Origin of the sequence: Paenibacillus sp. FSL L8-0663 (assembly GCF_038008125.1) — a bacterium.
Lineage (GTDB): Bacteria > Bacillota > Bacilli > Paenibacillales > Paenibacillaceae > Paenibacillus > Paenibacillus polymyxa_D.
In genome coordinates this window covers 4,681,038-4,705,808 of the sequence record NZ_JBBOYM010000001.1, presented here as the reverse complement: position 1 = coordinate 4,705,808, position 24,771 = coordinate 4,681,038, and the positions used below count along the sequence as shown (strand labels likewise).

At 48.8% G+C, this 24,771-nt stretch carries 24 protein-coding genes and 1 riboswitch; of the genes, 12 read left to right on the top strand and 12 right to left on the bottom strand.

Translation table 11 applies throughout. The features are described 5' to 3' along the window. Positions 1-58: 58 nt before the first annotated feature. Both MKY75_RS20905 and MKY75_RS20900 read left to right on the top strand, forming a co-directional pair. Complete coding sequence (locus MKY75_RS20905) at positions 59-616, top strand: NAD(P)H-dependent oxidoreductase (protein ID WP_165149444.1); 558 nt, start codon at positions 59-61, stop codon at positions 614-616. A gap of 10 nt (positions 617-626) precedes the next feature. After that, positions 627-1,088, top strand: a complete 462-nt coding sequence (locus MKY75_RS20900) for a hypothetical protein (protein ID WP_165149442.1) — start codon at positions 627-629, stop codon at positions 1,086-1,088. 82 nt (positions 1,089-1,170) lie between these two features. Here MKY75_RS20900 and MKY75_RS20895 read toward each other — a convergent pair whose 3' ends face one another. Further along, on the bottom strand, positions 1,171-1,902 hold the full coding sequence (locus tag MKY75_RS20895) for a ZIP family metal transporter (RefSeq protein WP_013311970.1): 732 nt from the start codon (positions 1,900-1,902) through the stop codon (positions 1,171-1,173). 281 nt (positions 1,903-2,183) lie between these two features. Between MKY75_RS20895 and trxB the strand changes: the two genes are divergently transcribed. Then, a complete protein-coding gene (trxB, locus tag MKY75_RS20890) occupies positions 2,184-3,125 on the top strand; it encodes a thioredoxin-disulfide reductase (protein ID WP_340886386.1) in 942 nt (313 codons plus the stop codon). A gap of 58 nt (positions 3,126-3,183) precedes the next feature. Beyond that, positions 3,184-3,414, top strand: coding sequence for a glutaredoxin family protein (locus tag MKY75_RS20885; protein ID WP_069012164.1), 231 nt, complete (start codon positions 3,184-3,186; stop codon positions 3,412-3,414). 92 nt (positions 3,415-3,506) lie between these two features. Here MKY75_RS20885 and MKY75_RS20880 read toward each other — a convergent pair whose 3' ends face one another. Continuing rightward, complete coding sequence (locus tag MKY75_RS20880; protein WP_340886384.1) at positions 3,507-4,679, bottom strand: ROK family transcriptional regulator; 1,173 nt, start codon at positions 4,677-4,679, stop codon at positions 3,507-3,509. Positions 4,680-4,813: 134 nt separating this feature from the next. Here MKY75_RS20880 and xylA point away from each other — a divergent pair, with 134 nt between their 5' ends. Together xylA and xylB are read left to right on the top strand one after the other, a co-directional pair. Next, positions 4,814-6,130 (top strand): xylose isomerase, encoded by a 1,317-nt coding sequence (gene xylA / locus MKY75_RS20875; protein WP_039273722.1) that lies wholly within the window; start codon positions 4,814-4,816, stop codon positions 6,128-6,130. 48 nt (positions 6,131-6,178) lie between these two features. Next, a complete protein-coding gene (gene xylB, locus MKY75_RS20870; RefSeq protein ID WP_340886382.1) occupies positions 6,179-7,702 on the top strand; it encodes a xylulokinase in 1,524 nt (507 codons plus the stop codon). A gap of 86 nt (positions 7,703-7,788) precedes the next feature. On the opposite strand, the gene MKY75_RS20865 is transcribed toward xylB, so the two are convergent. From MKY75_RS20865 to MKY75_RS20855, 3 genes are read right to left on the bottom strand one after another with little or no spacing between them, the layout of a single operon-like run. Next, complete coding sequence (locus tag MKY75_RS20865) at positions 7,789-7,965, bottom strand: FeoB-associated Cys-rich membrane protein (RefSeq protein WP_080658679.1); 177 nt, start codon at positions 7,963-7,965, stop codon at positions 7,789-7,791. Positions 7,966-8,001: 36 nt separating this feature from the next. Next, positions 8,002-10,011, bottom strand: coding sequence for a ferrous iron transport protein B (gene feoB, locus MKY75_RS20860; protein WP_340886380.1), 2,010 nt, complete (start codon positions 10,009-10,011; stop codon positions 8,002-8,004). After that, entirely contained in the window at positions 10,002-10,247 is a 246-nt protein-coding gene (locus tag MKY75_RS20855; protein WP_029519210.1) for a FeoA family protein, read from the bottom strand. Before MKY75_RS20855 ends, feoB begins: the two co-directional genes overlap by 10 nt. Positions 10,248-10,531: 284 nt before the next feature. On the opposite strand from MKY75_RS20855, the gene MKY75_RS20850 reads away from it, so the two are divergent. Continuing rightward, entirely contained in the window at positions 10,532-11,659 is a 1,128-nt protein-coding gene (locus MKY75_RS20850) for a transglutaminase domain-containing protein (RefSeq protein ID WP_029519208.1), read from the top strand. A gap of 46 nt (positions 11,660-11,705) precedes the next feature. Further along, on the top strand, positions 11,706-13,082 hold the full coding sequence (locus MKY75_RS20845; protein WP_029519207.1) for an MFS transporter: 1,377 nt from the start codon (positions 11,706-11,708) through the stop codon (positions 13,080-13,082). 136 nt (positions 13,083-13,218) lie between these two features. Here the strand turns inward: MKY75_RS20845 and MKY75_RS20840 are convergent, their stop codons facing one another. From MKY75_RS20840 to MKY75_RS20825, 4 genes are all read right to left on the bottom strand, one after another. Continuing rightward, on the bottom strand, positions 13,219-14,685 hold the full coding sequence (locus tag MKY75_RS20840) for an amino acid permease (RefSeq protein WP_029519205.1): 1,467 nt from the start codon (positions 14,683-14,685) through the stop codon (positions 13,219-13,221). 134 nt (positions 14,686-14,819) lie between these two features. Beyond that, positions 14,820-15,022: riboswitch (Lysine riboswitch) on the bottom strand. 121 nt (positions 15,023-15,143) lie between these two features. After that, positions 15,144-16,277, bottom strand: a complete 1,134-nt coding sequence (locus MKY75_RS20835) for a virulence factor (RefSeq protein WP_318628076.1) — start codon at positions 16,275-16,277, stop codon at positions 15,144-15,146. A 289-nt stretch (positions 16,278-16,566) separates the two neighbouring features. After that, entirely contained in the window at positions 16,567-17,799 is a 1,233-nt protein-coding gene (locus MKY75_RS20830; protein ID WP_340886379.1) for an MFS transporter, read from the bottom strand. Positions 17,800-17,891: 92 nt separating this feature from the next. After that, positions 17,892-18,446, bottom strand: coding sequence for a MarR family winged helix-turn-helix transcriptional regulator (locus MKY75_RS20825; RefSeq protein WP_165149428.1), 555 nt, complete (start codon positions 18,444-18,446; stop codon positions 17,892-17,894). 351 nt (positions 18,447-18,797) lie between these two features. Here MKY75_RS20825 and MKY75_RS20820 point away from each other — a divergent pair, with 351 nt between their 5' ends. The 4 genes from MKY75_RS20820 (at position 18,798) to MKY75_RS20810 (ending at position 22,511) form a co-directional block, all read left to right on the top strand. Next, the gene (locus MKY75_RS20820; protein ID WP_039273701.1) at positions 18,798-20,144 is read left to right on the top strand and encodes a cytochrome ubiquinol oxidase subunit I; all 1,347 of its coding nucleotides are present in this window, start codon (positions 18,798-18,800) and stop codon (positions 20,142-20,144) included. Continuing rightward, the gene (locus tag MKY75_RS20815; protein WP_029519198.1) at positions 20,141-21,172 is read left to right on the top strand and encodes a cytochrome d ubiquinol oxidase subunit II; all 1,032 of its coding nucleotides are present in this window, start codon (positions 20,141-20,143) and stop codon (positions 21,170-21,172) included. Before MKY75_RS20820 ends, MKY75_RS20815 begins: the two co-directional genes overlap by 4 nt. A 6-nt stretch (positions 21,173-21,178) precedes the next feature. Beyond that, positions 21,179-21,289 (top strand): cytochrome bd oxidase small subunit CydS, encoded by a 111-nt coding sequence (gene cydS / locus MKY75_RS25635; RefSeq protein WP_007432143.1) that lies wholly within the window; start codon positions 21,179-21,181, stop codon positions 21,287-21,289. 211 nt (positions 21,290-21,500) lie between these two features. Next, complete coding sequence (locus tag MKY75_RS20810) at positions 21,501-22,511, top strand: MBL fold metallo-hydrolase (protein ID WP_340886377.1); 1,011 nt, start codon at positions 21,501-21,503, stop codon at positions 22,509-22,511. A gap of 121 nt (positions 22,512-22,632) precedes the next feature. Here MKY75_RS20810 and isdG read toward each other — a convergent pair whose 3' ends face one another. From isdG to MKY75_RS20795, 3 genes are read right to left on the bottom strand one after another with little or no spacing between them, the layout of a single operon-like run. Then, positions 22,633-22,983 (bottom strand): heme oxygenase, encoded by a 351-nt coding sequence (isdG, locus tag MKY75_RS20805; RefSeq protein WP_029519194.1) that lies wholly within the window; start codon positions 22,981-22,983, stop codon positions 22,633-22,635. Position 22,984: 1 nt separating this feature from the next. Next, positions 22,985-23,776 (bottom strand): ABC transporter ATP-binding protein, encoded by a 792-nt coding sequence (locus MKY75_RS20800; RefSeq protein ID WP_069012157.1) that lies wholly within the window; start codon positions 23,774-23,776, stop codon positions 22,985-22,987. Next, positions 23,773-24,771: a FecCD family ABC transporter permease gene (locus MKY75_RS20795; RefSeq protein ID WP_029519191.1), complete on the bottom strand. Its 999-nt coding sequence runs from the start codon at positions 24,769-24,771 to the stop codon at positions 23,773-23,775. The genes MKY75_RS20800 and MKY75_RS20795 overlap by 4 nt, the downstream gene beginning before the upstream one ends.

The following is a 24,771-nucleotide window of genomic DNA, read 5'->3' as shown; positions in this document are numbered from 1 at the left end:
GCAAGGTTAAGAGCGCATGCGAAAAGGATGATTTTGCTGACAAAGGATGATGCGCATAATGACGACGACCAGAATCATGATTGTATATGACAGTGAAAATGGGCATACCGAACGTCTCGCACGCTCAATTGCAGAAGGAGCACACCTTGAGCACACGGAAGTGTTGTTAAAGCATGTAAATGAGGCCGATGTGAATGAGCTAGTGAGTGTGGATGCGATCCTATGGGGTTGTCCGGGGCATTTTGGTACGATCAGCAGCGGTCTGAAAAGCTGGATTGATAAGCTGGGGTATCTGTGGGCGCAGGGCAAGCTGGTGGACAAAATCGGCGCTGTGTTTTGCACAACCGCTACCGTTCATGGTGGATTGGAATCCACACTTCTGAATTTGATTACTCCAATGCTTCATCAAGGCATGATTATTGTAGGACTGCCCGCCAATATTACGGAAAATGCATTATACGGCTCCTATTACGGCGTAGGGATAACATGTCCGGTGGAGACTGACCCCAATGGACCACCTAATCTTCCAACGGGTGATGATCTTGCACTAGGCCGCTCTTTGGGCAAACGGGTCGCTGAAATAGCGGGACGGTACCGTAGCGCTGAAAGAGAATAGGAGGCCGTCGATGACCATTGCTTTTATCGTAGTAGCTGCGGTTGCCTTTATTTTTTTGCTGGTATTTAATACGAAGATGACGCGCAAGTCCTCTTCCAAGACTCGCTCTACCGAAGAGGACTCACGGCAAAGAAGCAAACGTCCTTATCCTGTACAGGTGGAACCCGAGGCGCGTGAATGGATAGATCCTGCGCAAGAGACGCCTCCTAAGGATATCGATGTCGAAGAGCATCATGCGGAGGAACAACACAAGGTGCCTGATATCCAGACGGATAAGAAGGTGGAAAAAGATCGCGAGAATATTAAAGATGCTTACGGAGATCAGGATTATCGTGCGGCTTTACGTGGTTTTACCAAAAAGGACGAAGAAAAGGAAAGACGTTCTCCAATATCCAATGGAGAGAAGGAGACTTACAAAAGTGAGGACGAGCAGTACCGTGAAGCACTGCGCTCCATGAACCAAAAAAAATGACGTATCTCCATATGAACATGCCAAAAAGGCTGCTTATCTGTCTGGATTACAGGCAGATAAGCAGCCTTTTTGTGTTGCTCGGCTATAGCCATTCGGTTAGCCCAATCATCGTAATTAAGCCGAGAATAAAAGAGAATGTGGCGATCCGCTGGTTGCCATCCCCGTGACTCTCGGGAATCAGTTCCTTGTAGACGATAAACATCATGGCTCCGGCGGCAAAAGCAAGGCCGTAAGGTACCAGTCCGTTCACCCAGCTACTCAAATAAAAGCCGATCAGACTCGTAATGATTTCCACAGCTCCGGTGAGGGTAGCAATGCCCAAGGCCTTGAAACGGCCGATGTTTTGATTCACAAGGAACAACGCTACGATAAAGCCTTCCGGGGCATTTTGCAGGCCGATAGAGAAGGCGATCAGATTGCCGAGATTGTGAGTCTCACTCGCATAGCTGACCCCAACAGAGAGTCCTTCCGGTAAATTGTGCAATGTAATAGCTGCGATGATGAGAAAAGATTTGGATTCCAGTTGAAAGGTCTTGGAATCTGGGTCCTCCAAATCCGCATGGGGAATGTACATCTCCATCACCAGTAATACGAGGCAGCCGAGCAGAATTCCCGCAGTCAGCACGAACCAATTGGAATGCTGGATCGCTTCGGGAATGAGGTTATACACGGAGGCAGAGGTCATAATTCCTGCGGCATAAGCCAACAGAACATCGCGAAGCCGATGCGTGATATTACGCATAAACAGTATGGGCACGGCGCCGAGTCCAGTGGACAGGGCAGAAATAAAGCTACCTACAAAAACGTCATTCATAATCGGGATAATCCCTCCATACCTGATTTATCTTTAAGCTTCGCTTCATGAAAACTTCATTTGACTGTTTACAGCTATTTCCGCATAATGAAATTAGGATTTAGAATCAGTCTAAGTCATAAAAAGCTACAAAACAAGTGATTCGTTTTTGTAATATCCGGGTGTCCACATTTTGGGATAAGCTTCTGGCGGAATTACTTTTACAGTATATGCAGTTGCCCAGCGCCCGGTTCCGAAAACTCGTTATATAATACTTATGATATTTTAGGAGGAACCAAGATATGTACAAGTCCATTATTATAGGTACCGGCCCTGCCGGTTTGACCGCTGCAATTTATCTGGCACGCGCTAACATGAGCCCACTGGTGATCGAAGGACCACAGCCAGGCGGACAATTAACTACGACTACGGAAGTTGAAAATTTCCCAGGTTTTCCTGAAGGAATCATGGGACCCGATTTGATGGATAATATGCGTAAGCAAGCGGAGCGTTTTGGCGCTGAATTCCGCACAGGCTGGGTAAACAAAGTAGACACAACTGCTCGTCCATTTACTTTGGATGTAGAGGGTTTGGGTGAACTGGTTACCGATACGCTGATTATTTCCACAGGAGCGACTGCCAAGTACCTGGGTATTCCCGGTGAACAGGATAATATCGGACGTGGCGTAAGCACTTGCGCAACATGCGACGGCTTCTTTTTCCGTGGCAAAGAAATTGTTGTCATCGGCGGCGGAGACTCTGCATTGGAAGAAGCCAATTTCCTGACTCGTTTTGCCTCTAAAGTAACGTTGGTGCATCGTCGTGAAGAAATGCGCGCCTCCAAAATTATGCAGGATCGTGCTCGTGCGAACAACAAAATTGAATGGGCACTTAATCGTACTCCTGTAGAAGTGATTGCGGACGAGAACGGAGTCACTGGCTTGAAAGTGCTGAATAATGCAACAGGTGAAGAGGAAGTTATTACGGTTAGCGGCGTATTCGTGGCGATTGGTCATCATCCGAATACAGGCTTCCTCGAGGGGCAAATTAAAACGGATGCGAACGGTTATATCGTCGTAAATCCGGGGACTTCCGAAACAAACGTGCCTGGCGTATTCGCTTGTGGTGACGTACAGGATACTCGCTACAGACAAGCAATTACCGCAGCAGGAAGTGGCTGCATGGCTGCTATGGACAGCGAGAAGTACATCGAAAGCTTGGAGCACAGCGCACTGGCTCTGTAATGATTCTTGGAAATATGAATAAATATGATGTAACAAAATAAATGATGAGGTGATATTCATGGAAAAAGCAATCGTATACACATCTACAAACTGCCCGCATTGCCGTCAAGTAAAGAGCTACTTGAGTGAAAAAGGCGTAGAGTACGAAGAACGCAACATCGAAACGAATGAAGCTTATGCGCAAGAGGTTTGGGATATGGGTATTCGTGCCGTTCCATTGACTTTGATCGGGGAAGAACGTATTTCCGGTATGAACAAAACCAAGTTTGAAAAAGTGTTGAACGCTTAATCCAATCTAACAGCAGACGACGGTCCTATGATCGTTATATGGTTAAGAAAAGGCACCCATCGCAGCTAATACTGCAATGGGTGCCTTTTTACTTATAAGGACACACGTACTCGCCCGAGAAAAGGAGCGGTTGCCGCATAGGCGGCACCTAGCATCGTCGAACGGCTGCCAAGCGTGGAGAAACGAATCTGTAGTTGCCGACGATGATAGGGCAGGGCACGTTCGTCAATCACATCACGCATACTTTGCTCCAACCAAGGTCTGGCTTCCGCCAGTGGACCGCCGATGATAAGCATTCCGGGGTTGAGGCTGTTCACAATGTTGGTAATACCCACACCCAAATATCGCCCAATATCATCAAGGACGCTTAATGTACTTACTTCACCTTGCTGAGCAAACGGCAGTAATTCCGCTGTATTATGTGCAGGTAGTTTCAATGTGGATGCTACATACGCCTTCTCTGAAGCATAGAGCTCCCAGCAACCGCGACTACCGCAGGAGCAGAGTCGTCCGTTCCAATCAATAGTCATATGACCCGTCTCTCCGGCGTACCCCCAAGCTCCTTGATACGGTTTGCCATCAATGATAATCCCGGCCCCGATCCCGGACCCTGCACTGATGTAGACCAGATCCCGCACCTGCTGTCGGTGATCGCCGTCCATACCATAGTACAACTCGCCCTGTGCGCCGACGTTAGCTTCGTTATCCACTACGACGGGCAGACCTAGCTCGGCCTCAAGCTGCTGCCGCAGCGGAACCCCTTCCCAGCCCAGATTGGGTGCGAACAGCACGGTTCCGGTCTCATCCACCATACCCGGTACCCCCAGTCCAATGCCGACAATACCATGAGGGGAGGGAGGAGTGACCTGCATAAGCTCCTGAACGAGCTTTCGAATCTGTTCCATAACAAAGGCGGGATCATGCTGGGTTAGAGAAAAGGTAAGCTCCGTTTCAATGGTACCTGCCAGATCGGTCAGAGCGCCCTTGATGTACTGTACGCTGACCTCAATACCGAGTACAAAGCCTGCACGGCTATTGAACAGCAGCATTAAAGGCTTACGCCCACCGCTGGATTCTCCTAATCCTGTCTCATACACCAATCCATCGGTAATGAGCTCTGCCACCAGATTGGAAACGGTTGCCTTGTTTAATCCAGTTTGACTGGATAACTGTGCCCGGGATAGCGGAGCATGAAGGCGAATACGCTCCAGCACAATGGATTTATTCAGCTTTTTGACAAGCGCCTGATCGCCAGTGACATTCATGGTTCATTCACTTCCTGTTGGTGTAATTCCTGATATTATATCATAAAAACAAACTTAGTTTAAGCAATAGACAAAGTCTTTTGGCTGTGCTAGAATCGTTTTTGTAAACGTTTACTATAAAGGAGGAACTTATAATGGCTTATTTCGAACAGGTATCTAAAATTAACTTTGAGGGCAAGCAATCCGACAATCCTTTTGCGTTCAAATTTTATAATCCACAGGAAATTGTAGCGGGAAAAACGATGGAGGAGCATTTACGTTTTAGCATGGCCTACTGGCATACACTGGTTGCAGGCGGCTCCGATCCTTTTGGTGTAGAAACAGCGGAACGTCCATGGTCCAAGTTTACCGGGCTGGATTTGGCGAAGGCACGTGTGGAAGCTGCCTTTGAACTGCTGGATAAGCTGAATTTACCTTATTTCGCTTTCCACGATGTGGATATTGCACCGGAAGGCGCGTCATTGAAGGAATTTTACAGCAATCTGGATACCATCGTGGATCTGATTGAGGACCATATGAAAGCTACGGGGAAAAAACTGCTGTGGAACACGGCGAACATGTTTAGCCATCCACGTTATTTGCATGGTGCTGCCTCGACTTGCAATGCAGATGTATACGCACACGCAGCTGCTCAGATTAAAAAAGGACTGGAAGTGGGCAAACGTCTGGGCGCAGATAACTATGTTTTCTGGGGAGGCCGTGAAGGCTACGAAACACTGCTGAACACGGATTTGAAGCTGGAGCAGGACAATTTGGGACGTATGTTCCATATGGCCGTAGACTATGCGCGTGAAATTGGCTTTGACGCTCAGTTCCTGATTGAGCCAAAACCGAAGGAGCCAACGAAGCATCAGTATGATTTTGATGCTGCGACGACGATTGCTTTCCTGCAAAAATATGATCTGGATCAACATTTCAAGCTTAATCTGGAAGCTAATCATGCCACCTTGGCGGGTCATACTTTTGATCATGAAGTGCGTGTAGCACGGATTAACGGCATGCTGGGATCACTGGATGCAAATCAGGGAGATTTGCTGCTGGGCTGGGATACGGACGAATTCCCGGTTGATCTGTATGATGCGACCCTGACGATGTATGAAGTGCTGCAAAATGAAGGCTTGGGCCGTGGTGGTATCAACTTTGATGCCAAGGTACGCAGAGCATCGTTTGAGCCAGAAGACTTGTTCCTCGCGCACATCGCAGGTATGGATACGTATGCGAAGGGGCTGAAGGTAGCTGCCAAACTGATCGAGGATCGTGTGTTTGAGGACTTTATTGAGAAGCGCTACAGCAGCTTTAAAGAAGGTATTGGAGCAGACATCGTATCCGGAAAAGCAACGCTTGCTTCTCTGGCTGAATATGCTCTGGCGAACGAAACACCACGTAAAAACGTATCCGGTCGCCAGGAATATCTGAAAGCAACATTAAATCAATACATTTTGGCTGACTAAGCATATATAAAATAAGGAATACACGATAACAGGGAAGGAGGAACTCCGATGCAGGAGAAGCTAAATCAGGAGCAGGAACGCTATGTCATCGGCGTAGATTTGGGTACCAGCGCGGTCAAAACGGTGCTGGTTAACCTCAAGGGTCAAGTGGCTTATGAAACCTCCCAGTCTTATCCACTCCATCAGCCGAAGGCAGGATATAGCGAACAGCATCCTGAGGACTGGGTCAGTGGCACGTTAGCATCACTGAAACAGCTTGTGGAGAAGGCCGGAATCGGCGGCACAGATGCCGTAGACGGTATTAGCTTTTCGGGACAGATGCACGGGCTTGTGCTGACTGACAAGGAAGGCCAAGTGCTTCGTCCGGCTATTCTGTGGAATGACACGCGTACGACAGCACAATGCCGTCGTATTGAAGAACAGCTCGGGTCGGACCTGCTGAATATCGCACGTAATCGCGCGCTGGAAGGCTTCACGCTGCCCAAGCTGCTGTGGGTGCAGGAGCATGAGCCAGACGTGCTGGCCCGTGCGGCACATTTTATGCTACCCAAGGATTATGTGCGCTACTGTCTGACAGGAGAGCTGGCGACGGAGTATTCGGATGCGGCGGGCACGCTGCTGCTGGATATAGCGAACAAGCAGTGGAGCGAAGAGATCGCTGCCGCGTTTGATCTTCCGTTGTCGCTGTTCCCATCGCTGGTGGAATCCTTTGATCAGACGGGTACGCTATTGCCGGAGATTGCGGAGCAGAGCGGGCTTTCGCCTGAAACGAAGGTCTTTGCAGGTGGTGCGGACAACGCATGTGGCGCGATTGGTGCCGGCATTTTGAGTGAAGGCCGCACCCTATGCAGCATCGGCACCTCAGGGGTTGTACTTTCTTATGAGGAACGCAAGGATATTGATGTGCAGGGGCGGGCGCATTTTTTTAATCATAGTGAGCAGGATGCTTATTATATTATGGGGGTTACGCTCGCGGCCGGATACAGCTTGACTTGGTTTAAGGATACCTTTGCACCACAGCATTCTTTTGATGCACTATTGGCAGATGTGAACTCTATTGAGCCAGGCAGCCGAGGGCTACTGTTCACGCCTTATATCGTCGGCGAGCGTACACCTCATCCAGATGCAACCATTCGAGGCAGCTTTATCGGGATGGATGCGGGGCATAAGCTTGCGCATTTTACACGAGCGGTACTGGAAGGAATAACGTTTTCGCTCAAGGAATCTATAGATATTCTTAGAGGGACGGGCAAAACGGTGAATGAAGTGATTTCCATCGGCGGCGGTGCGCGTAATGAGGCATGGCTGCAAATGCAGGCAGATATTCTTAACGCGGATATCATCAAGCTGGAAAGCGAGCAGGGACCTGCCTTGGGGGCGGCCATGCTGGCTGCTTATGGTAGTGGCTGGTTTGAATCTCTGCAAGCGTGTGCTGAAGCATTTCTGCGTGAAGCAGCGAGATATTCGCCGAACCCGGACCGTGTGGCACAGTATGAAGGCCTATACGAGCTGTATCGTGAAGTTTACTTGCACACGCGAGAGCTAAATGAGCATTTGGCAGTGTATCGCTGAATACGGTGAGCTTTAAGCGTAAATAAGAAGCGGCTTCGGGTGTAAGAAACCCCCGAAGCCGCTTTTCATGTGATGATGAGTTGGAATTAAATACTTTTCTTGATTTTCGCATAATCTTCATGCATAGAGCTCGCCGCACAACCCGGACATGACTTGCTCGACGAACACCCCGCACAGGCGCCTTGACGGCTTTTTCGCAAAAATCGTACCAGCACCCACGCACTATAACCGAGGATCGCCAATAAAATGATGATATTGATCACGAAATCCACTTCCTTTTATTTACTGTAGGGCCTGACTTAACCCCAACCTAATAATCTGCCACACTGATAGATCAAGACGGCGATGATATATGCGACGGTCAAAGGATAGATCACAGAAAATGCGGTCCAACGCCACGAAAGGGTTTCTTTACGAATGACCGCTACCGTAGCCAGACACGGAACATACAACAGAATGAACACCATAAAGCTAAAAGAGGCAAGCGGTGTAAAGGCATGTCTGACTTGTAGTTCAAGTCCCTGCATATCAGGAACGTGGTAAATAATATTCATCGTTGATACGACAACTTCCTTGGCCATAAAGCCTGTGAGCAGGGAAGCGCCTGCTTGCCAGGTGCCAAAACCGAGAGGGGCCAGTAATGGAGCGAACCAACCTCCAACGGTGGCAAGCAGGCTGTCATCCATTTCTACCCCGAAGCCCTGCGGACCGAAATTGGACAAGAGCCAGATGCCAACGGAACCTGCAAGAATAATGGTTCCGGCTTTACGGACGAAGCCTTTAACCTTCTCCCATGTGCTGCGGAATAGTGTAAGAGCCTGCGGCACTCGATAGGGAGGAAGTTCCACGATGAAGAGGGAGGGCTCACCCGACAAAATGGATACTTTGGAAAAAATTTTGGCAAGTATAAGTGAAACGACGATTCCTAACACATACATCAGCATGATGATGCTTGCCGCATGTGTTGGGAAAAACACACCCGCAAACAACGCATATACCGGCAGGCGGGCCGAACACGACATAAAGGGCACCAGCAACGTGGTAATGAGACGCTCTCTGGGCTGTTCAATGGTGCGTGCTGCCATAATCGCAGGGACATTGCAGCCAAATCCGATGATGAAGGGAATGAAGCTTTTCCCGTTCAAGCCCACGGCTTGCATCAGACGATCCATTAGTATCGTGACCCGTGCCATATACCCGGAGTCTTCGATCACCGAGATAATCAGAAATAAAATAGCAATTTGAGGCAGAAAAACAAGCACACCCCCGACTCCAGCCACGATGCCGTCCACGACTAGACTTTGCGTAAAGGCAGACGCGTTCAAGTGAACGAGTAATTCAGAAATCCAACTGCTGAGTGCACCTGAAAAAAATCCATCCAGCATATCTGAAAGGATCGTACCCGCCCAATCGAAGGTGAACTTGAAGGTAGCGTACATCAGCAGCAAAAAGATCGGAATCCCCAGATACCGGTGAGTTAATAGTGCATCTAGCCTATCCGTTAGGCTGTGCGGCTTGAGCTTGGAGGTGTCGAGTGCCTTGGTACACAGATCAGCAATCCATGCTGTTCGTACAGAACGAATATGCTGAGCAGGCGTGATGGCACAGCCTTCACTGAGCAGGTCTTCTTCGCAATGGCGAATACGCGCAGTTACTTGTTCACGCTGCACCTCATCTGTCATCCATTCCATGACGACAGGATTGTTTTCCAGACATTGCAGTGCGGCCCACCGGAGTTGCGGTACAGATGCATCCGGCAGTAAGTTGCAAATATCATGAATAGCCGCTTCGACGGCAGGGCCGTAATCCAGTTGAAAAGTATTGGATGCATGTCTTACTTCTCGAAGAGATGCGAGCATTTGCTTACTTCCACTACCTGTGCGCGCCACCATAGGAATGATGGGAACGTTCAATTGTTCAGCCAACAATTCCTTGTTTACGCGAAGACCCGTGGCATCAGCTACGTCAGTCATGTTTAAGCCAAGTACAAGGGGACGGCCATATTCCAGTAGTTGTACGGTCAGATAGAGATTACGCTGGAGCTGGGAGGCATCCACGATATTGATCAGGGCCGCAGGCGGCTCTTCCAGCAAATATCGGGTTGCGACACCTTCATCCAGCGAAAGAGGGAGTAAAGAGTAGGCACCTGGCAAATCCACCAATACGGCAGACTTGTCACGCAGGAGCCCTGTTTTCTTTTCCACGGTGACGCCGGACCAGTTCCCTACTTCTGCATACGTACGAGTCAGCTTGTTGAATAATGAGGTTTTTCCTGTATTGGGATTGCCAAATAGAGCGATCATGTCCATGTCGGAACGACCTCCAGTTGTTTCACTTGATTTTGACGGAGGCCGACCAGTTGGCCGTTGCATTCAATGACGATCGGGCCGCCCAATAAACTGATTTTTTTTAAGCGTATGATGGAACCTTCGTTGATGCCCATGTCTGTCAAGCGGCGGCGCAATGATGGATGAAGAGGGTCAAGGGATTGCAAACGCACAGTCTGACCTAGTGGCGTACGAAGAAGTGAAATACATTCTGGCATGGTGTTCAGCCTTTCTGATCTAGAATGAGAATCAATATCATTTACTTCCGATGCCAGTACCATATCATGAGGATACTTAGATTGCTGTGATAAAATTCGCTGCGAACGACATGTTTGCCCCTTGCTCCCATCTGTTATATCGCCGAGTATGTGTGTCGCAACCTGTCTTTTTAACGGTCCCATTACTCGTCTGCAACCGACAAAACTAGAGCGTTTGGGGCAACTGTTTTTATGGTAAGATAGAGCTGTTTATAACTATGCTAAGAAGGGCAGGAACGCTCTGTATGAACAGAAAAATCGGGGTTAGGCTTGTAAAATGTCTGGTTGCGGGTGCAGCGCTGGCTGTGTTGCTGCCGCAGGCTGTGGAGTGGGGCAGCAATGTGTATGCGGCGTCGATCAAGCCGGCTCCATCGGTATCATCGCAGCAGCTTCAGAACAAGCTTTTACAGGCAATGGCTACGCGGAGTGAAACGCTGACCTTTACATATCAAGGGCGAGTGAACGGTCTCAAACAGCAATTACAGACGGCCATCCAACAGGCCATGGAGAGCGATCCGTATGTGAATTATACGATCAAAAGCTACGCATTCAGCTATACAGGCACAACGACCTCCGCTCAGGTTACGATTCGTTTAAGCTACCGGGAGACGAAGGAACAGACAGCTTATGTGGATAGCACAGTTAAAGCGGTGCTGGGGGATATTATTACGAAGGGAATGACGGATCATGAGAAGGTGAAGGCCATCCATGATTGGATCGTCGTTCGCCTGAAGTATGATGAAGCACAGCAAAAGTACACAGCCTACGATGGCCTGAAAACGGGAAGCACGGTCTGCCAGGGTTATTCACTGCTAGCCTATAAAATGCTGGAACGTGCAGGCATTACGAATCGGATTGTGGAAGGTAGAGCAGGGGGACAGCTGCATGCATGGAATCTTGTTTTATTAGATGGTCGATGGTATCACATGGATACGACATGGGATGATCCAACCCCAGATCGCGCGAACGAAGTAAGCACTTCATATTATCTGCTGACGGATACCGAAATGCGGCGGGATCACTCATGGGTGAAACCGTATCCTCAGGCGAATACATCGTATCGGGAAACCTTATCAGCACTGGTAGCTGCCGGAGGATCAAAGGCTGCTGTGTATCAAAAACTGTACAATACCCTCGAATATCCGCTGCAAGATGGTAAGGGTCTGGTTAAATCATCCGCCGACATCAAGGAACAGGTGCGTAAGATTGTAAATAAGGGAGGGACGACGCTTACCTTCGCCTATCAGGGAACAGAGCGAAGTCTCAAGGAGGATTTACAGTCCTTATATCAACTCGGCTTAAAATCCATTTCTTATCAGATTACGGACCTTGGAAGTACCGGCAATCTTCGGGTAACCCTGAAATGGACCTAATCATCTGCTGTAAAAAGCTACATTAACAAAGGAGTATTTTATTTATATGCACAGGCGTTCCTTTACCTATTTGCTTGGCACGCAGACCATGTCCAATGCGGCCGACATTCTTTATATTATGGCACTTGTGTCTTTGGTTTTTCATGAAACAGACTCCATCTTCTCTTCGGTGCTCGTTCCGTTGCTGCGAATGGGGGCACAGATGATCAGCGGCTTTTTAGCACCGCTCATTTTGGCCCGATTCCAGCTTCCTTTTATTTTATTCGTTTCTCAGTTCGGGCAACTGGCTTTCTTTGCTGTTCTGCTGGGCCACTTGTGGTCAGCAGGCACGGAGCCGATATGGGTGATTGTGTTTACGTTGGTGGCAGCCATGTCCTTTCTGGACGGATGGACTACGCCTGCGCGTAATGCGCTGATTCCTCGCCTTGCGTCCGGGGAAGGACTTATGCGGGCAAACAGTCTGGTATCGGTCAGCGATCAGACGGTGCAATTAGCGGGGTGGGGGCTTAGTGGTGTGCTCGTAGCCATGCTAGGTTCGGAAAAAACACTACTGGTTGCTGGCGGATTATATATGATAGCCATGATCTTCACCAGCCTGATTCGAGATCCACTAGAGGGCAAAGCTCATTATTTGCTGCAACCTGGAACAAGGGTGCGAGGTGGAGATGTCTCAGTTTTCGAAGCTCTAACTGAACCCGGGCAAGGGCATCATGACTTGCCTCCTGCACAGTTGGAAGATACACTATATGGCCCGGAATCTGAGAGCCCCACACTACCTCCCAAGCGTAAAAAGGAAATACTTCGTGAAGGCTGGAGCCTCATCGGAGCCAGTCGCAGACTGAAAGCTCTTATTTTTATGGATATGATTGACCTTCTAGGGGGTTCGGTTTGGGTAGGCGCGTTCACGCTTGCTTTCGCTCAGCAGGTCTTGCACAAAAGTGAGGCATGGTGGGGATACATCAATGCAGCGTATTTTGCAGGAGCGATTGGCGGCGGTATCGTGGTCCTCGCCTGCGTCAAGTATTTGCAGCGCAGACTGCTGCCCGCCATGTTGGCGGGGATGGCAGGTTATGGGCTGCTGACAGCTTGGTATGCACTGAACACATTACCGCCACTAACGCTGCTTATCGTGCTGTTGATGGGACTACCTGCGGAAATGTCCGTCGTATCCCGCCGTACGATGATGCAAATGAGTGTGTCTGTACATGATTTGCCTAAGGTGCTGTCCGCCCAGGCTACGCTGACAAGCCTAACGTTTTGTATTTCGCTGCTTTTAATGGGCTGGATTGCAGATCATTTGGGTATCGTTAATTTGTACTTGTTTTCAGCAGGGTTGACGCTGATTGCTGTCATATACGGTATTTTTAGTCGTCGTGCCTTATCTATGTCTTTATCAGCTGAAGTAGCTGCTTCTTCCAAATAAACAGAAAAAGAAATAGAAAAAGAAAAGGCCCGTCTCCGGGCATATACAGGTGAACATGCGGATAAACAGTCTTGGACCAGGTTTACCAGCGTGTTCTCCCTGATATGTGGAGACGGGCTTTTTTTAATGTCTTCTATTATTTATCCGAAGAAGCATCCGGGCTCAAATCACATTCTTTTAATGGCACGATTTTAGTACGTTTGGTCCATTTGTAGCCGAGCCACAGCAGAAGGAATAGCGGCACACTCATGTACGTAGCGATCATCGTTTTCCAGTCAATCTCCTGTCCGGTGAAGGCATCCGCCCCTTGCCCGATAATGACAATGATACACAGAGCGAAGGCGAATAACGGGCCAAATGGGAACCAACGGGCTTTGTATGGAAGCTCACTCAGACTGTGACCCTGTGCATTAAAGGCACGGCGGAAACGATAATGGCTGACTGCAATTCCGACCCACGTAATAAATCCGCACATTCCAGAAGCATTCAGCAGCCAGTTATAGACTACACCGTCTCCATACAGGGAGGCGAGAAAGGCTAGCATACCGACAGCGGTCGTGATCAGCAGCGCGTTCATAGGAATGCCGCGTCTATTGATACGTCCGAGGAAACGCGGGGCTTTACCTTCTCGTGCCAAAGCGTACAGTACCCGAGTGGCCGCGTACATACCCGAGTTACCTGCCGACAATACGGAAGTCAAAATAACGGCGTTCATAACAGAGGCAGCAATCGCAAGCCCTGCTTTTTCAAATACGAGCGTGAACGGGCTGACCCCGATATCACTGATATCTCCCCGCAGCAGATTCGGATTGGTGTACGGAATGATCAATCCAATCACGAGAATTGCGAGAATATAAAAGAACAAGATGCGCCAAAAGATTTGACGGATGGCGCGCGGCACATTTTCACGCGGATTTTCGCTCTCTCCAGCGGCTACCCCAATCAGCTCCGTTCCCTGAAAGGAAAAGCCCGCTGCCATGAATACGCCCAGTACAGCAAAGAATCCACCATGGAACGGGGCGTCTCCTACCGTGAAGTTGGCAAAGCCGACCGCAGGACCACCCATAATGCCGAAGATCATCAGCACACCTACAGTCAAAAAGATGACCACAGTCACAATTTTAATCATGGCGAACCAGTATTCAGACTCACCGTAGCCTTTGACGGTCAACGCGTTCAGTGCGAAGATTACGGCCAGGAATAACAGACTCCACCAGGCAGAGTGACTTTCCGGGAACCAGTATTTGATCAGCACGGTCGCTGCTGCCAATTCGGCAGCAATCGTCACCGCCCAGTTGTACCAGAAGTTCCAGCCCATGGCGAAACCAAAAGCCGGATCGACGAAGCGACCTGCATAGGTGTTAAAAGAGCCGGATTCAGGCATAAATGTAGCCAACTCACCGAGGCTGGTCATAAGGAAGTAGACCATGAGGCCAACTGCTGCATAAGCCAGCAGGGCACCACCGGGTCCAGCTTCGGCAACTGCGCCTCCACTGGCGAGGAACAGACCTGTTCCGATAGAACCGCCGAGGGCGATCATCGTCATATGGCGGGCTTTGAGACTTTTACGCAAGGTTCCGTCAGATGTTGCTCTGTGTTGCACGTTCAAACACTCCTTCATGAAATTGTATTTCATGTCAGGGCAAGAGCTAGAAGGAGGGGGAGTATATAAATCAAAAAACCGCAGGGAATACGCCTGCGGTTTTGTCTATGCATTCCGCACCATACCTTCTTCTATAACAAGATAGCTCAACACACGTGTCTGTGTTAGGACAGCGTGTGACAGTTCTGCTCCTTTCGGTTAGCAGCCCCAGCATTCGGAGTATTTACAAAGAGTCAGCTCCGCATACTTCGGCGGGTGTACCTTTCCACTGGAATCTCAGACGGCTCTTATCGTCTCCTCCGGTGTACCGATTACATCCGCGACCTCTACCTCATCATAAAACAGGGTTGATGAGGTGTATGACATGATATTTTATTGTATAGCGAATTACAGTATATCGTACCTGTACATCTTCTGACAATCGACAATTTTTTGAAAATCACTCGTAGAATCTTAAATTAAGAGTTCCGCTTGGCCATCTGCTGCCAAACTGTGCCCGCGGCTTGTTCGCCTGATTCGATGCGTTCCAGCGCCATTTTAGCCTGTAGACTGACCTCGAATTCGGGATCATCGACCGCCTTCTCCAACGCATCACGCGCATCCTCGGTTCCCACCTCGTATAAAAAACGTGCCGCCCGCCAGCGTACCAACTTGCTGCTATCCGACAGGGCTCCGATCATTGCACTGGTAGCGACCGGATCGCCGATGTCCGACAACGTGTCGCCTGCGGTGCGGCGTACTGCCGCTGAAGGATCGCGCAGCGCCTCGGCTAGCAGTTCCATCGCTTCCGGAGAGCGAATATCGCCCAGATAGACCACGCCCAGCCGCCGCAGCTGCATTTTATCGTCATGCAGCGCTTGCCGGATAAGCGGCAAATGCTCGGGCGTCGGTTCCAGCCGATCCAGCGCAGCGTAGCGTGTGCGCCAATCCCCGTGCTGCAGGGCCTGCTCCAGCTCGGCATCACTCCACTCGCGGCGTTCCTCCACGAATTCGCTGTTGTTTGCACCGTGGGCAATCGCTTGTTGGATAATCTGCTCCAGCCGCTCTTGTGGAAAGGCTGCCTCCAGTTCCTGCTCAACCTCACGTGCAATGTCCGGCAGTTCACCATAGCGGACGCCGTAATCACTCAGCTTGCGTTCCTTAATCAGCGTTGCGCTCGCTACACGGGTAACGGCTTGCACAAAGCGGTCGGACAAGGAGATTCGTTCCTCCTGCTGCCCTGCCTTGACTCGAATTTGCATAGGAAGGCCGCGAAAAAATTGCACAAAAACCTGTGCCTCGCCAAACGCTTCTCCAGAGGTTTCCTCTGGCAAATCCCAATTGGCGTCAGCGCCTTCCTCGCCTAGCTGATCTCGGACTTGACCCAGAATGGTAGACCAATCTGCATTCCCTTTGCGGTCAAGGGCTACGAAGTCGGTTGTGTGAAACACGCTTTTGACCCCTTCAATGCCCAGCATGCGCCGGATAAATGGGGGAGCGGAACGCTCATTGTCTCGTGTATATGTTCTGCGGATACCCGCTTCCAGTCGCTCATCCAGATGCAGCATCATGGTGTTCGGACTGGGAGTTGGCTCGATAGATGTTATTTTCATAGCTCAGTACAGCCTCCTGTTCAAAAGTTCTCCATATATAGCTTATCTGTATTGTAACTCATTCTGCGAATGTCTCCAAAGAGAAGTTCGCGTTTCACAGGAAAATGCAATGACATATATCACGATGATTCATATAAACATGGCTGATGAATATGGAGGTTTTTTTAATAAAAACAGGATGCTATATAAGCCGAACTCGAAAAATTAACATGAAACGGAGTAGGCGGAATGGTGCTGTACAAGCGTAGCGGTCGCTTTTGTCCCCGGATTTCTACCCTAATCATAGGCTTTATTCTAGAAATCTGGGGGCGATGGGAAGCACCATCCGAATGCGCAGGGAGGCGATAAATCCCACAGACAGAACTGCCGCCAGCAGCATAAATGTAGTCATCTGATTGCCGCCATTCCCCATCAAACGAATGGAGAGCATAGGAGCTAGACTTGTACCGGCAAACAGGATGAAGGTATATAGTGAGACAGCTATAGCCCTCGCTGCACCGCCGAGCTGACCCACGATTGCTATGAGTGAAGGAACACTCAGGGCAATGCCGCTGACAAAGCATACACTCAACACCACGATAGTCATAAGAGAGTGTGTCATTCCCATCAGCGCCAAACTCAGAATGGAAAGAATAAGAGCTGTACGTAATATAAGGTGCACACCGTATTTCTGGGCTAGCTTTCCGGCGAATGGTGAAAGGAGCATGCCGATGATACCAGCGGATCTGACATAAAGCATCTGTCGGCTATTCAGGCCAAATTCAGGGCCGCCAAGATAGCTACCCAAAACCGTATACATGCTCACAAAGGACATCAGGAGAACAAAAGCAACCGTGTAGCTTAACCATAAAGGATACGAGCGCAGAACGGTCTCCAACTGACTGAAAGCTGCCCAAATGCGAACATCTCGTTGAGGGGAGGGGGTTTTAGGTAGGAAAAAAAGGACGATTAGGAAGGTAATTGCATACAAAATGCCTAGCATCCGAAATACCGTATTCCACCCCATTTGTTCGCTAATGACAATACTAAATACCTGACCAGCAATACCCGCTACTAGAAAACCGGTGCTGATAAAGCCGATAGCTGTTACCCGTTTTTCGGCCGGAAACATATCGACGGCGTATGCGAGAGCAACAGGGGAAAAGGTGGCTGCCGCCAAACCCTGAAGCAAGCGCAACACAACTAATACAGAATACTGATTGGTTAAGCTGAGGGATAACGAAAGGATCGTCAATGCGAGCAGTCCGGCAACGATAACCTGCTTGCGTCCAAAGCGATCAGACAATCCTCCATAAATAAGACATCCCGCCGCAAATCCTAAGGAAAAGATACTTCCCGGCAGAGCTGCTTCAGCAAGCGTTTTTCCAAATACTTTAGCAAAGAGAGGGACCAAAGGGATCGTTACATACAGGCTGGTCATCACGGCAACCGCTGACCAGCATAGGATTACAATCATCCATGCATAAGGGAGAGCAACATTTTCCTTCTGTATAACGCTATCATTAGTTCGTAATTTACTCATCAAGGGAACACTCCTTAATCATCAAATAAGTAACTCATTAAATATAAACAATTAAATATATTAGATAACCTAATTATATGTTTAAAAAAAATTTATCTGCCCACCCCCAGTTTGTCTTCCATATGATGATGGATTTTTTCTATAATCCGCGAAAAAACGACCTGCTCCTCAGGCTCCAAAATACTCGCTAGAGAAGCACAGGAAGACCAAAATACAGGAAGCACTTGCTGTACAAGATGAGATCCCCCTTCTGTAATGCGCACATGAATTTTGCGTCGATCTGAGGAATTATGTTCTCTGATAATCCAGCCTCGTTGCTCTGTCCAGTCTAGGAGAGATGTAACAGATGCACGACGAATTCCCAGACGGTCGGCAATCATTGAAGGGCTCATCTGAGCCTGGGATTGGTGTAGTGTCAACAGCAACAATAAATCTAGCTTACTCTCTGTCAGGCCATAAGCAGCTAGATCCAAATCTATTGCGTCGAGCGTATTATCACCCGTCCATAGCAAGAAGAGACCAATACGGGCGAGTTGTCGATTCGTTTCTGCAAGAGCAGTTTGATCCATTAGCTCCAGATAAGGTTCTGGACCCAGACGGGGAAGAGGTTGCTGGACGGTGTCCCGCATACTTTGTTTTGGTGGCATACATTCACTCTTTTCATATAATTAGGTTATCTAACTATATATCAATATAGCGTATTGAAATGCATAAAACAATATCTAAAAAGAAATACTGCTACATTCAATGCAGAAGCAGGGTTAAAACTCGACAGAATGAACCAAACTGTGAATAGGTTACCAAAATGCGCCAATAGATAAGTGAAGGAGGCGTTCCTATGTTCCGCAAGCAGGAAAGAACGCTCATTATTGTATGTATAGTAATTGCGGCCATTATGCTATATGCCGTAATTAAAAGCATAGCTCGCTTGACTCCTTAGTTGGTAATCCAGAGTGATCCGCGATGTTTAAAATGTGAAATGAAGGAGTGAAACCCATTTGTCTTCACTGGACCCTGTATTACTAAGCCGGATGCTGACCGGAATTACCCTGTTTGTTCATATCGTATTTGCATCTATCGGCGTCGGCGTACCCTTAATGATTGCACTAGCAGAATGGCGCGGGCTGCGAACTGGTGATCCGCATTATACCCTGCTGGCCCGACGGTGGGCGCGAGGGTTTGTCATTACCGTTGCCGTGGGTGTCGTAACAGGCACCGCCATTGGTCTGCAGCTCAGTTTGCTTTGGCCCACCTTTATGCGGGTGGCTGGACAAGCGATTGCGCTGCCCCTGTTTTTGGAGACGTTTGCTTTTTTCATCGAAGCTATATTCCTAGGCATCTATTTGTATACTTGGGATCGGTTTAAAAGCAAATATTTTCACCTGATGCTGCTCATCCCGGTAGCGATTGCCTCATCTGCATCAGCGGTTTTTATTACGACTGTGAACTCGTTCATGAACCAACCTCAAGGCTTTACACTCAAAAATGGAGTCATGACAAATATTCATCCCATCGAGGCCATGCTAAATCCGGCTACGCCGACCAAAGTTTCTCATGTACTGGCTTCCTCGTATACATTGAGCGCTGGGGTGCTGATGGGATTGGCTGCTTACAGTATGCTGCGGGGACGTAATCACCCTTATTTCAAAAAAGCGCTGAAGCTGACTGCCACCTGTACCATTGTGTTTGCCATCAGTACTGTGATGATTGGAGACGCATCCGGTAAATTTCTAGCCAAATATCAGCCGGAGAAGCTGGCCGCCGCCGAATGGCATTTTGATACGATGACGCACGCACCCTTCGTATATGGCGGATACATGGATAAGAACGGTGAAATCAAATATGCCCTGAAAGTGCCTTATGCACTTAGTGTGTTGGCCGGGAACCTGCCCAGTACGGAGGTCAAGGGATTAAATGATTATCCCGTAGATGAGCGTCCGCCCCTGTCTATCCATTATATGTTTGACCTCAAAATCACCACAGGGGTGCTGATTCTCGTCATTCCGCTGTTGTATCTGATCCGCAAGCGTTTGCCAGGTCGCAAACCATACCCCAGATGGCTGCTGTTGGCGCTCATTCTGGTGGGGCCAATGGCGATGGTAGCTATTGAGCTCGGATGGATGTTCGCGGAGGTCGGTAGACAGCCGTGGATTTTACGCGGATATATGAAGGTGTCCGAAGCAGCAACCACTTCTACGAGTGTTGGGTGGATGCTGGTGTTGTTTGTTATTTTGTATCTGGTGTTGTGCTTCTCGGCCATTAAGGTACTCAGCAAGCTATTTCGCAATAAGGATGCGGTGGAAGAGATAAGACAGCTCGGCCTGGAAGGGGCTGATGGTAAGTGAGCTATGAAATTGTAGGCATCGCCATTTTGTGGACGTTCCTGTTCGGATATTTGCTTATAGCATCTATTGATTTTGGTGCAGGGTTTTTCAGCTTTTACAGTGTGTTAACAGGCCACCAGAACAAAATCCACAATATTATTCAACGGTATCTATCCCCGGTGTGGGAGGTAACAAACGTATTTCTCATCTTTTTTGTGGTGGGATTAAACGGGTTCTTCCCGGATGCGGCATATTACTATGGTACGGCGTTACTCGTTCCCGGCAGTATTGCGATTGTACTTCTCGCCATCCGGGGAGTGTATTATGCATACAATACGTATGGGCATTCCGGCACCAATAATATCGTCTACATGGCGTTGTACGGTGCGACAGGGTTACTGATTCCGGCAGCACTGTCGACGGTCCTCGCTATATCGGAAGGCGGCATTATTGTGGAGAACAGTACAGGTGTGCACCTGCAATGGGGGCAGCTATTAAGCAATCCCTACACGTGGGCGGTTATTTTTCTGGCGTTGGTAAGCGTACTGTATATCTCAGCGATGTTTTTGGCCTATTATGCCAAAAGGGCAGGAGACAAGGTCGCTTTTGAAATCGTACGAGGATATGCACTGCTTTGGAGCGGTCCAACGATTGTTGCGAGTCTGCTCGCATTTTTTCAGATTAACAAACAAAATCCAGATCATTTTACCAATATGCTGAACATAGCCTGGATGTTTGTCGCATCCTTCATATGCTTTGCGGGAGCAGTTTATCTGGTATGGCAGCGGCGGCATCTAGGGGTTTCGTTCATATTGGTGATGCTGCAATTTGCATTTGCCTGGTATGGCTACGGCCGCTCGCATCTCCCGTATGTTCTGTATCCCTACATTAATGTCTACGACAGCTTTACAAATTCTACGATGGCGTATGCGTTGATTACGGCGTTTGTTGCGGGTCTGCTGGTGCTGATCCCTTCGCTGATCCTGATATTAAGATTGTTTCTGTTCGATGCAAAATATGTGCGCGGACATGAAGGAAAGAAAGGGTGAGTTAGAGTGGCTGCTTTCGAGCATTTTACAATTATGTATGAGTCACCTATCATTATTGTCGTGGCGATTGTGTTTTTGTTTATTTATTCGGCACGCTTTAAAAATCCACAAGATTGACAACAACAGGTGGAACAGGCCTTCCTGATTGATCCGGGAGGTCTGTTTTTGCTGTATTATCGCAGAATTTCCTTTACAGACGTGATTGAATTATACTTTACATATATCAGGATGTTGCATCATTTTATGTTCACACTCGAATGACAATATATAGTTAAATTGAACCGCTGCATTTTTTGGAGAACGGGTTCATCAGGGAGGGAGCTGCATCATGCCCAAAGTTCGTTTTAACAATATGGATCATGTAAATACCGATAAAACCATCAAGCAATTCAGACAATGGCGGCAGGAGCGACGCAGCAAAATAAAGGATTATACGTTCGTTGTGCCAAACCATCCCCCGGAGCTGGAGTTTCTGCATAGCAATCGGGAGATGGCGACAGCCACCTGGGTGGGACATTCCACCTTTTTCATCCAGTATCTTGGGCTGAATATCGTCACCGATCCGGTATGGGCAGAGCGTATGGCTTTTGATAAAAGGTTGGCGCCACCCGGCATTCGTATTCAGGATGTACCCCCACTGGACATCATTCTGCTGTCTCATTCCCATTATGATCATTTACATTTAGAATCGTTGCGGAAATTATATCGTGCAGATACGCTGATGCTTGTACCCTCAGGGTTAAAGGCGAAAATGATCCGCAAAGGTTTTCGCAACTGTCATGAGCTGCAATGGTGGGAGCATTTTACGGTAGGAGGGATACGCTTCACATTTGTTCCAGCCCAGCATTGGACACGACGCACACCGTTTGATACGAACACTTCGCATTGGGGTGGATACGTTCTGCAAAATGAGCAGCAGGTGATTGGCTCTGCCACGTCCGTCACGGAATCTCATTCTCATTCGAATACAGACTCAGAGGATGCACCAACGTTGTATTTTGTGGGAGACACCGGATATTTTCGTGGGTTTAAGGAGATTGGCGAGCGCTTTGCCATTGACCTGACCTTTATGCCGATTGGCGCGTATGAACCGGAATGGTTCATGACCTCGCAGCACGTGACACCGGAGGAGGCATTGCAAGGGTTTGTAGATTGCGGCGCAGATCAAATGATTCCGATGCACTACGGAGCCTTCAAACTAGCGGATGATACGCCAAGAGAGGCGCTGGATCGTCTCGAAGCGGAGCGTGAGCGTATGGGTATTGCGAAGGAACGCATTCATGTTCTAGGGCACGGAGAGACGCTGAAAATTGGACGTCGCTGCTCAACTACAATCTGAGAGATTCGACATCATCCTTATATAAGAGGATTTTGCAAAATCCTGATAAACCAAGCGGCTCGGCGGACAATTAATTTTGCCTGCCGAGCCGCCTTTTTTGGTTTTTAGCTATAATGCAGGGTTAAACTGCTTCGGAATCACTTGCCAAAGAGGAATCGCTGTTGGCGATGGGATGACGAACGATTTTAACTTCATAGAACGTGATTTTATTTTCAATAATATAGTCCGGAATTTGACGATGGCTATGGGATTCGCGGAATGCTTCGCTTTTCGTCCAGCCTTGGAAGTTCTCTTTTTCTTTCCAGCGTGTACTGATCGTTACTTCCTCATAATCCTCCGTGTTTTCAGTCAGCAGCACTTCCAGACCGAGAAAGCCTTCCATTTTTTCAACTTTTCCTTCTTTGTTAAATCTTTCGATGAGTAGATGTGCATTGCCCGGTGTGATTTTAGATGTATTTGTTACGATAACCATATTAAATTCCTCCTGAATGATGTGGTATGGTCGGTATAATAACCGGATAGCCATCCTCAAATTTGATGGTAGCGTTCATTTCATAAATGTCGCGAAGAAAAGCAGACGTCAAAATCTCATGGGGTTCGCCGACAACGGCGATTCGTCCCTTTTTAAGCGCAATCATATGATGACAATAGGCCGCAGCTTGCTGCAAATCATGTAGTACCATAACAATCGTCAAGCCGGACTCGTGATTGATACGCCGCAGCATATCCATAACTTCAAATTGGTGGGCGATATCCAGAAAAGTGGTCGGTTCATCGAGCAAAAGAATACCCGTTTGTTGGGCCAAGGCCATTGCAATTCGCGCTTTTTGTTGTTCACCTCCCGATAGAGTATGGAACATCCGATCCGCATAGGGCTGGATACCCGTGATCTTCATGACATGGTCCACGATTTGCTGGTCCTGTCCGGTATAGCGTACCTTCAAGCCCTTGGCATGAGGAGATCTTCCGTAAGCGACCAGCTCGCGGACCGTCAATAACGGCAGCATATCCTTCATTTGCGGTAGCATTGTAATCGTCTGGGCAAAATCACGCCGCTTGTATTCCTGCACGGGCTTGCCCAATACGGAAACCTGACCCTGATCCTGCTTGAGCAACCGGGTCATAATCCGCAAAAGCGTGGATTTGCCTGAACCGTTCGGCCCGACGATCGCGGTGAGCTGACCAGCAGGCAAGGTGATATTCACATCGACCAGCTTGAAATACCCACGTTGTAAGGAGATATGCTCACCCTGAATGGCTGTCATCCGAAATTCCCCCGTTTCTTGAGTAAGATTAAGAAGAACGGTGCCCCAATGACGGCCAGCAAAATACCTACAGGCAGTTCAATCGGGTCAAACCAGGATCGCGCCACCGTATCTGCGAGAACAACCAGCGTTCCGCCGCCCACAATGGAAAGGGGAAGGAGGAAACGATAATCTTCCCCGATTAGCAGCCGTATGACATGGGGAACGACCAGTCCTACAAAGCCGATCAACCCGGCTACACTGACTGCTGTACCGGCCAGCAGGGCAGAAAGCAGGATAATGAGCATACGTTGAAGCTCTACTCGCTGGCCCAGCAGCTGTGCTGAATCGTCGCCCAGTAGCAGTAAATTAGCAGGTTTAATCGCAAAGAAAGAGGCGATTAATCCAATGATGGCGTAAGGCGCCATGAACTCCAGATGATGCCAGCTTCTTCCGTTTAATCCGCCGGATAGCCAAGGAAGAACGGCCTGTACGCGGTCGCTGAACATGACCATTACGCCGTTGGTGAGTGCGCCCAGCAGCGCATTGATCGCAACGCCAGCCAGCACAATTTTGACAGGCGACGCCCCTCGGTCCCAAGCCAGCAGATAAATGACGATTGCGCTCAGAAAGGCTCCCAAAAAGGCGGTTATCGGAAGAAGGTAGCTAAGCTGGGGAAGCATCACCATCGTAATGACGGCGGCCAGTCCACCTCCAGCCGATACACCAATAATGCCAGGGTCAGCCAATGGATTTTTCATGACACCTTGAAGAAGGGCTCCGGAAGCTGCAAGACAAGCTCCTACCAGTAAACCTACTAATACTCTGGGTAGCCGGAGATCCATCAGGATCGTGCGATATGTAGATTCATCATTATGTAGCAAAACATGATTGATTTCTTGAAGTGGAATCGACACCGAACCGTAGGCCAGACCGTACACAGAGACGGTCAGCAGTAGAATCGGAAGGGTGATCCAGGCGATGGTGCGTCTTCTGGCGCGCTGTAGTTTGTTCAT

Coding starts and splice junctions, on each gene's coding strand:
- feoB (WP_340886380.1), bottom strand. CDS start 10,011: ATGGACATGATCGCTCTATTTGGCAATCCCAATACAGGAAAAACCTCA.
- trxB (WP_340886386.1), top strand. CDS start 2,184: ATGTACAAGTCCATTATTATAGGTACCGGCCCTGCCGGTTTGACCGCT.
- MKY75_RS20825 (WP_165149428.1), bottom strand. CDS start 18,446: ATGCCACCAAAACAAAGTATGCGGGACACCGTCCAGCAACCTCTTCCC.
- xylB (WP_340886382.1), top strand. CDS start 6,179: ATGCAGGAGAAGCTAAATCAGGAGCAGGAACGCTATGTCATCGGCGTA.
- MKY75_RS20810 (WP_340886377.1), top strand. CDS start 21,501: ATGCCCAAAGTTCGTTTTAACAATATGGATCATGTAAATACCGATAAA.
- MKY75_RS20855 (WP_029519210.1), bottom strand. CDS start 10,247: ATGCCAGAATGTATTTCACTTCTTCGTACGCCACTAGGTCAGACTGTG.
- MKY75_RS20845 (WP_029519207.1), top strand. CDS start 11,706: ATGCACAGGCGTTCCTTTACCTATTTGCTTGGCACGCAGACCATGTCC.
- MKY75_RS20885 (WP_069012164.1), top strand. CDS start 3,184: ATGGAAAAAGCAATCGTATACACATCTACAAACTGCCCGCATTGCCGT.
- MKY75_RS20905 (WP_165149444.1), top strand. CDS start 59: ATGACGACGACCAGAATCATGATTGTATATGACAGTGAAAATGGGCAT.
- xylA (WP_039273722.1), top strand. CDS start 4,814: ATGGCTTATTTCGAACAGGTATCTAAAATTAACTTTGAGGGCAAGCAA.
- isdG (WP_029519194.1), bottom strand. CDS start 22,983: ATGGTTATCGTAACAAATACATCTAAAATCACACCGGGCAATGCACAT.
- MKY75_RS20830 (WP_340886379.1), bottom strand. CDS start 17,799: ATGAGTAAATTACGAACTAATGATAGCGTTATACAGAAGGAAAATGTT.
- MKY75_RS20850 (WP_029519208.1), top strand. CDS start 10,532: ATGAACAGAAAAATCGGGGTTAGGCTTGTAAAATGTCTGGTTGCGGGT.
- MKY75_RS20900 (WP_165149442.1), top strand. CDS start 627: ATGACCATTGCTTTTATCGTAGTAGCTGCGGTTGCCTTTATTTTTTTG.
- MKY75_RS20835 (WP_318628076.1), bottom strand. CDS start 16,277: ATGAAAATAACATCTATCGAGCCAACTCCCAGTCCGAACACCATGATG.
- MKY75_RS20795 (WP_029519191.1), bottom strand. CDS start 24,771: ATGAACAAACTACAGCGCGCCAGAAGACGCACCATCGCCTGGATCACC.
- MKY75_RS20880 (WP_340886384.1), bottom strand. CDS start 4,679: ATGAATGTCACTGGCGATCAGGCGCTTGTCAAAAAGCTGAATAAATCC.
- MKY75_RS20895 (WP_013311970.1), bottom strand. CDS start 1,902: ATGAATGACGTTTTTGTAGGTAGCTTTATTTCTGCCCTGTCCACTGGA.
- MKY75_RS20800 (WP_069012157.1), bottom strand. CDS start 23,776: ATGACAGCCATTCAGGGTGAGCATATCTCCTTACAACGTGGGTATTTC.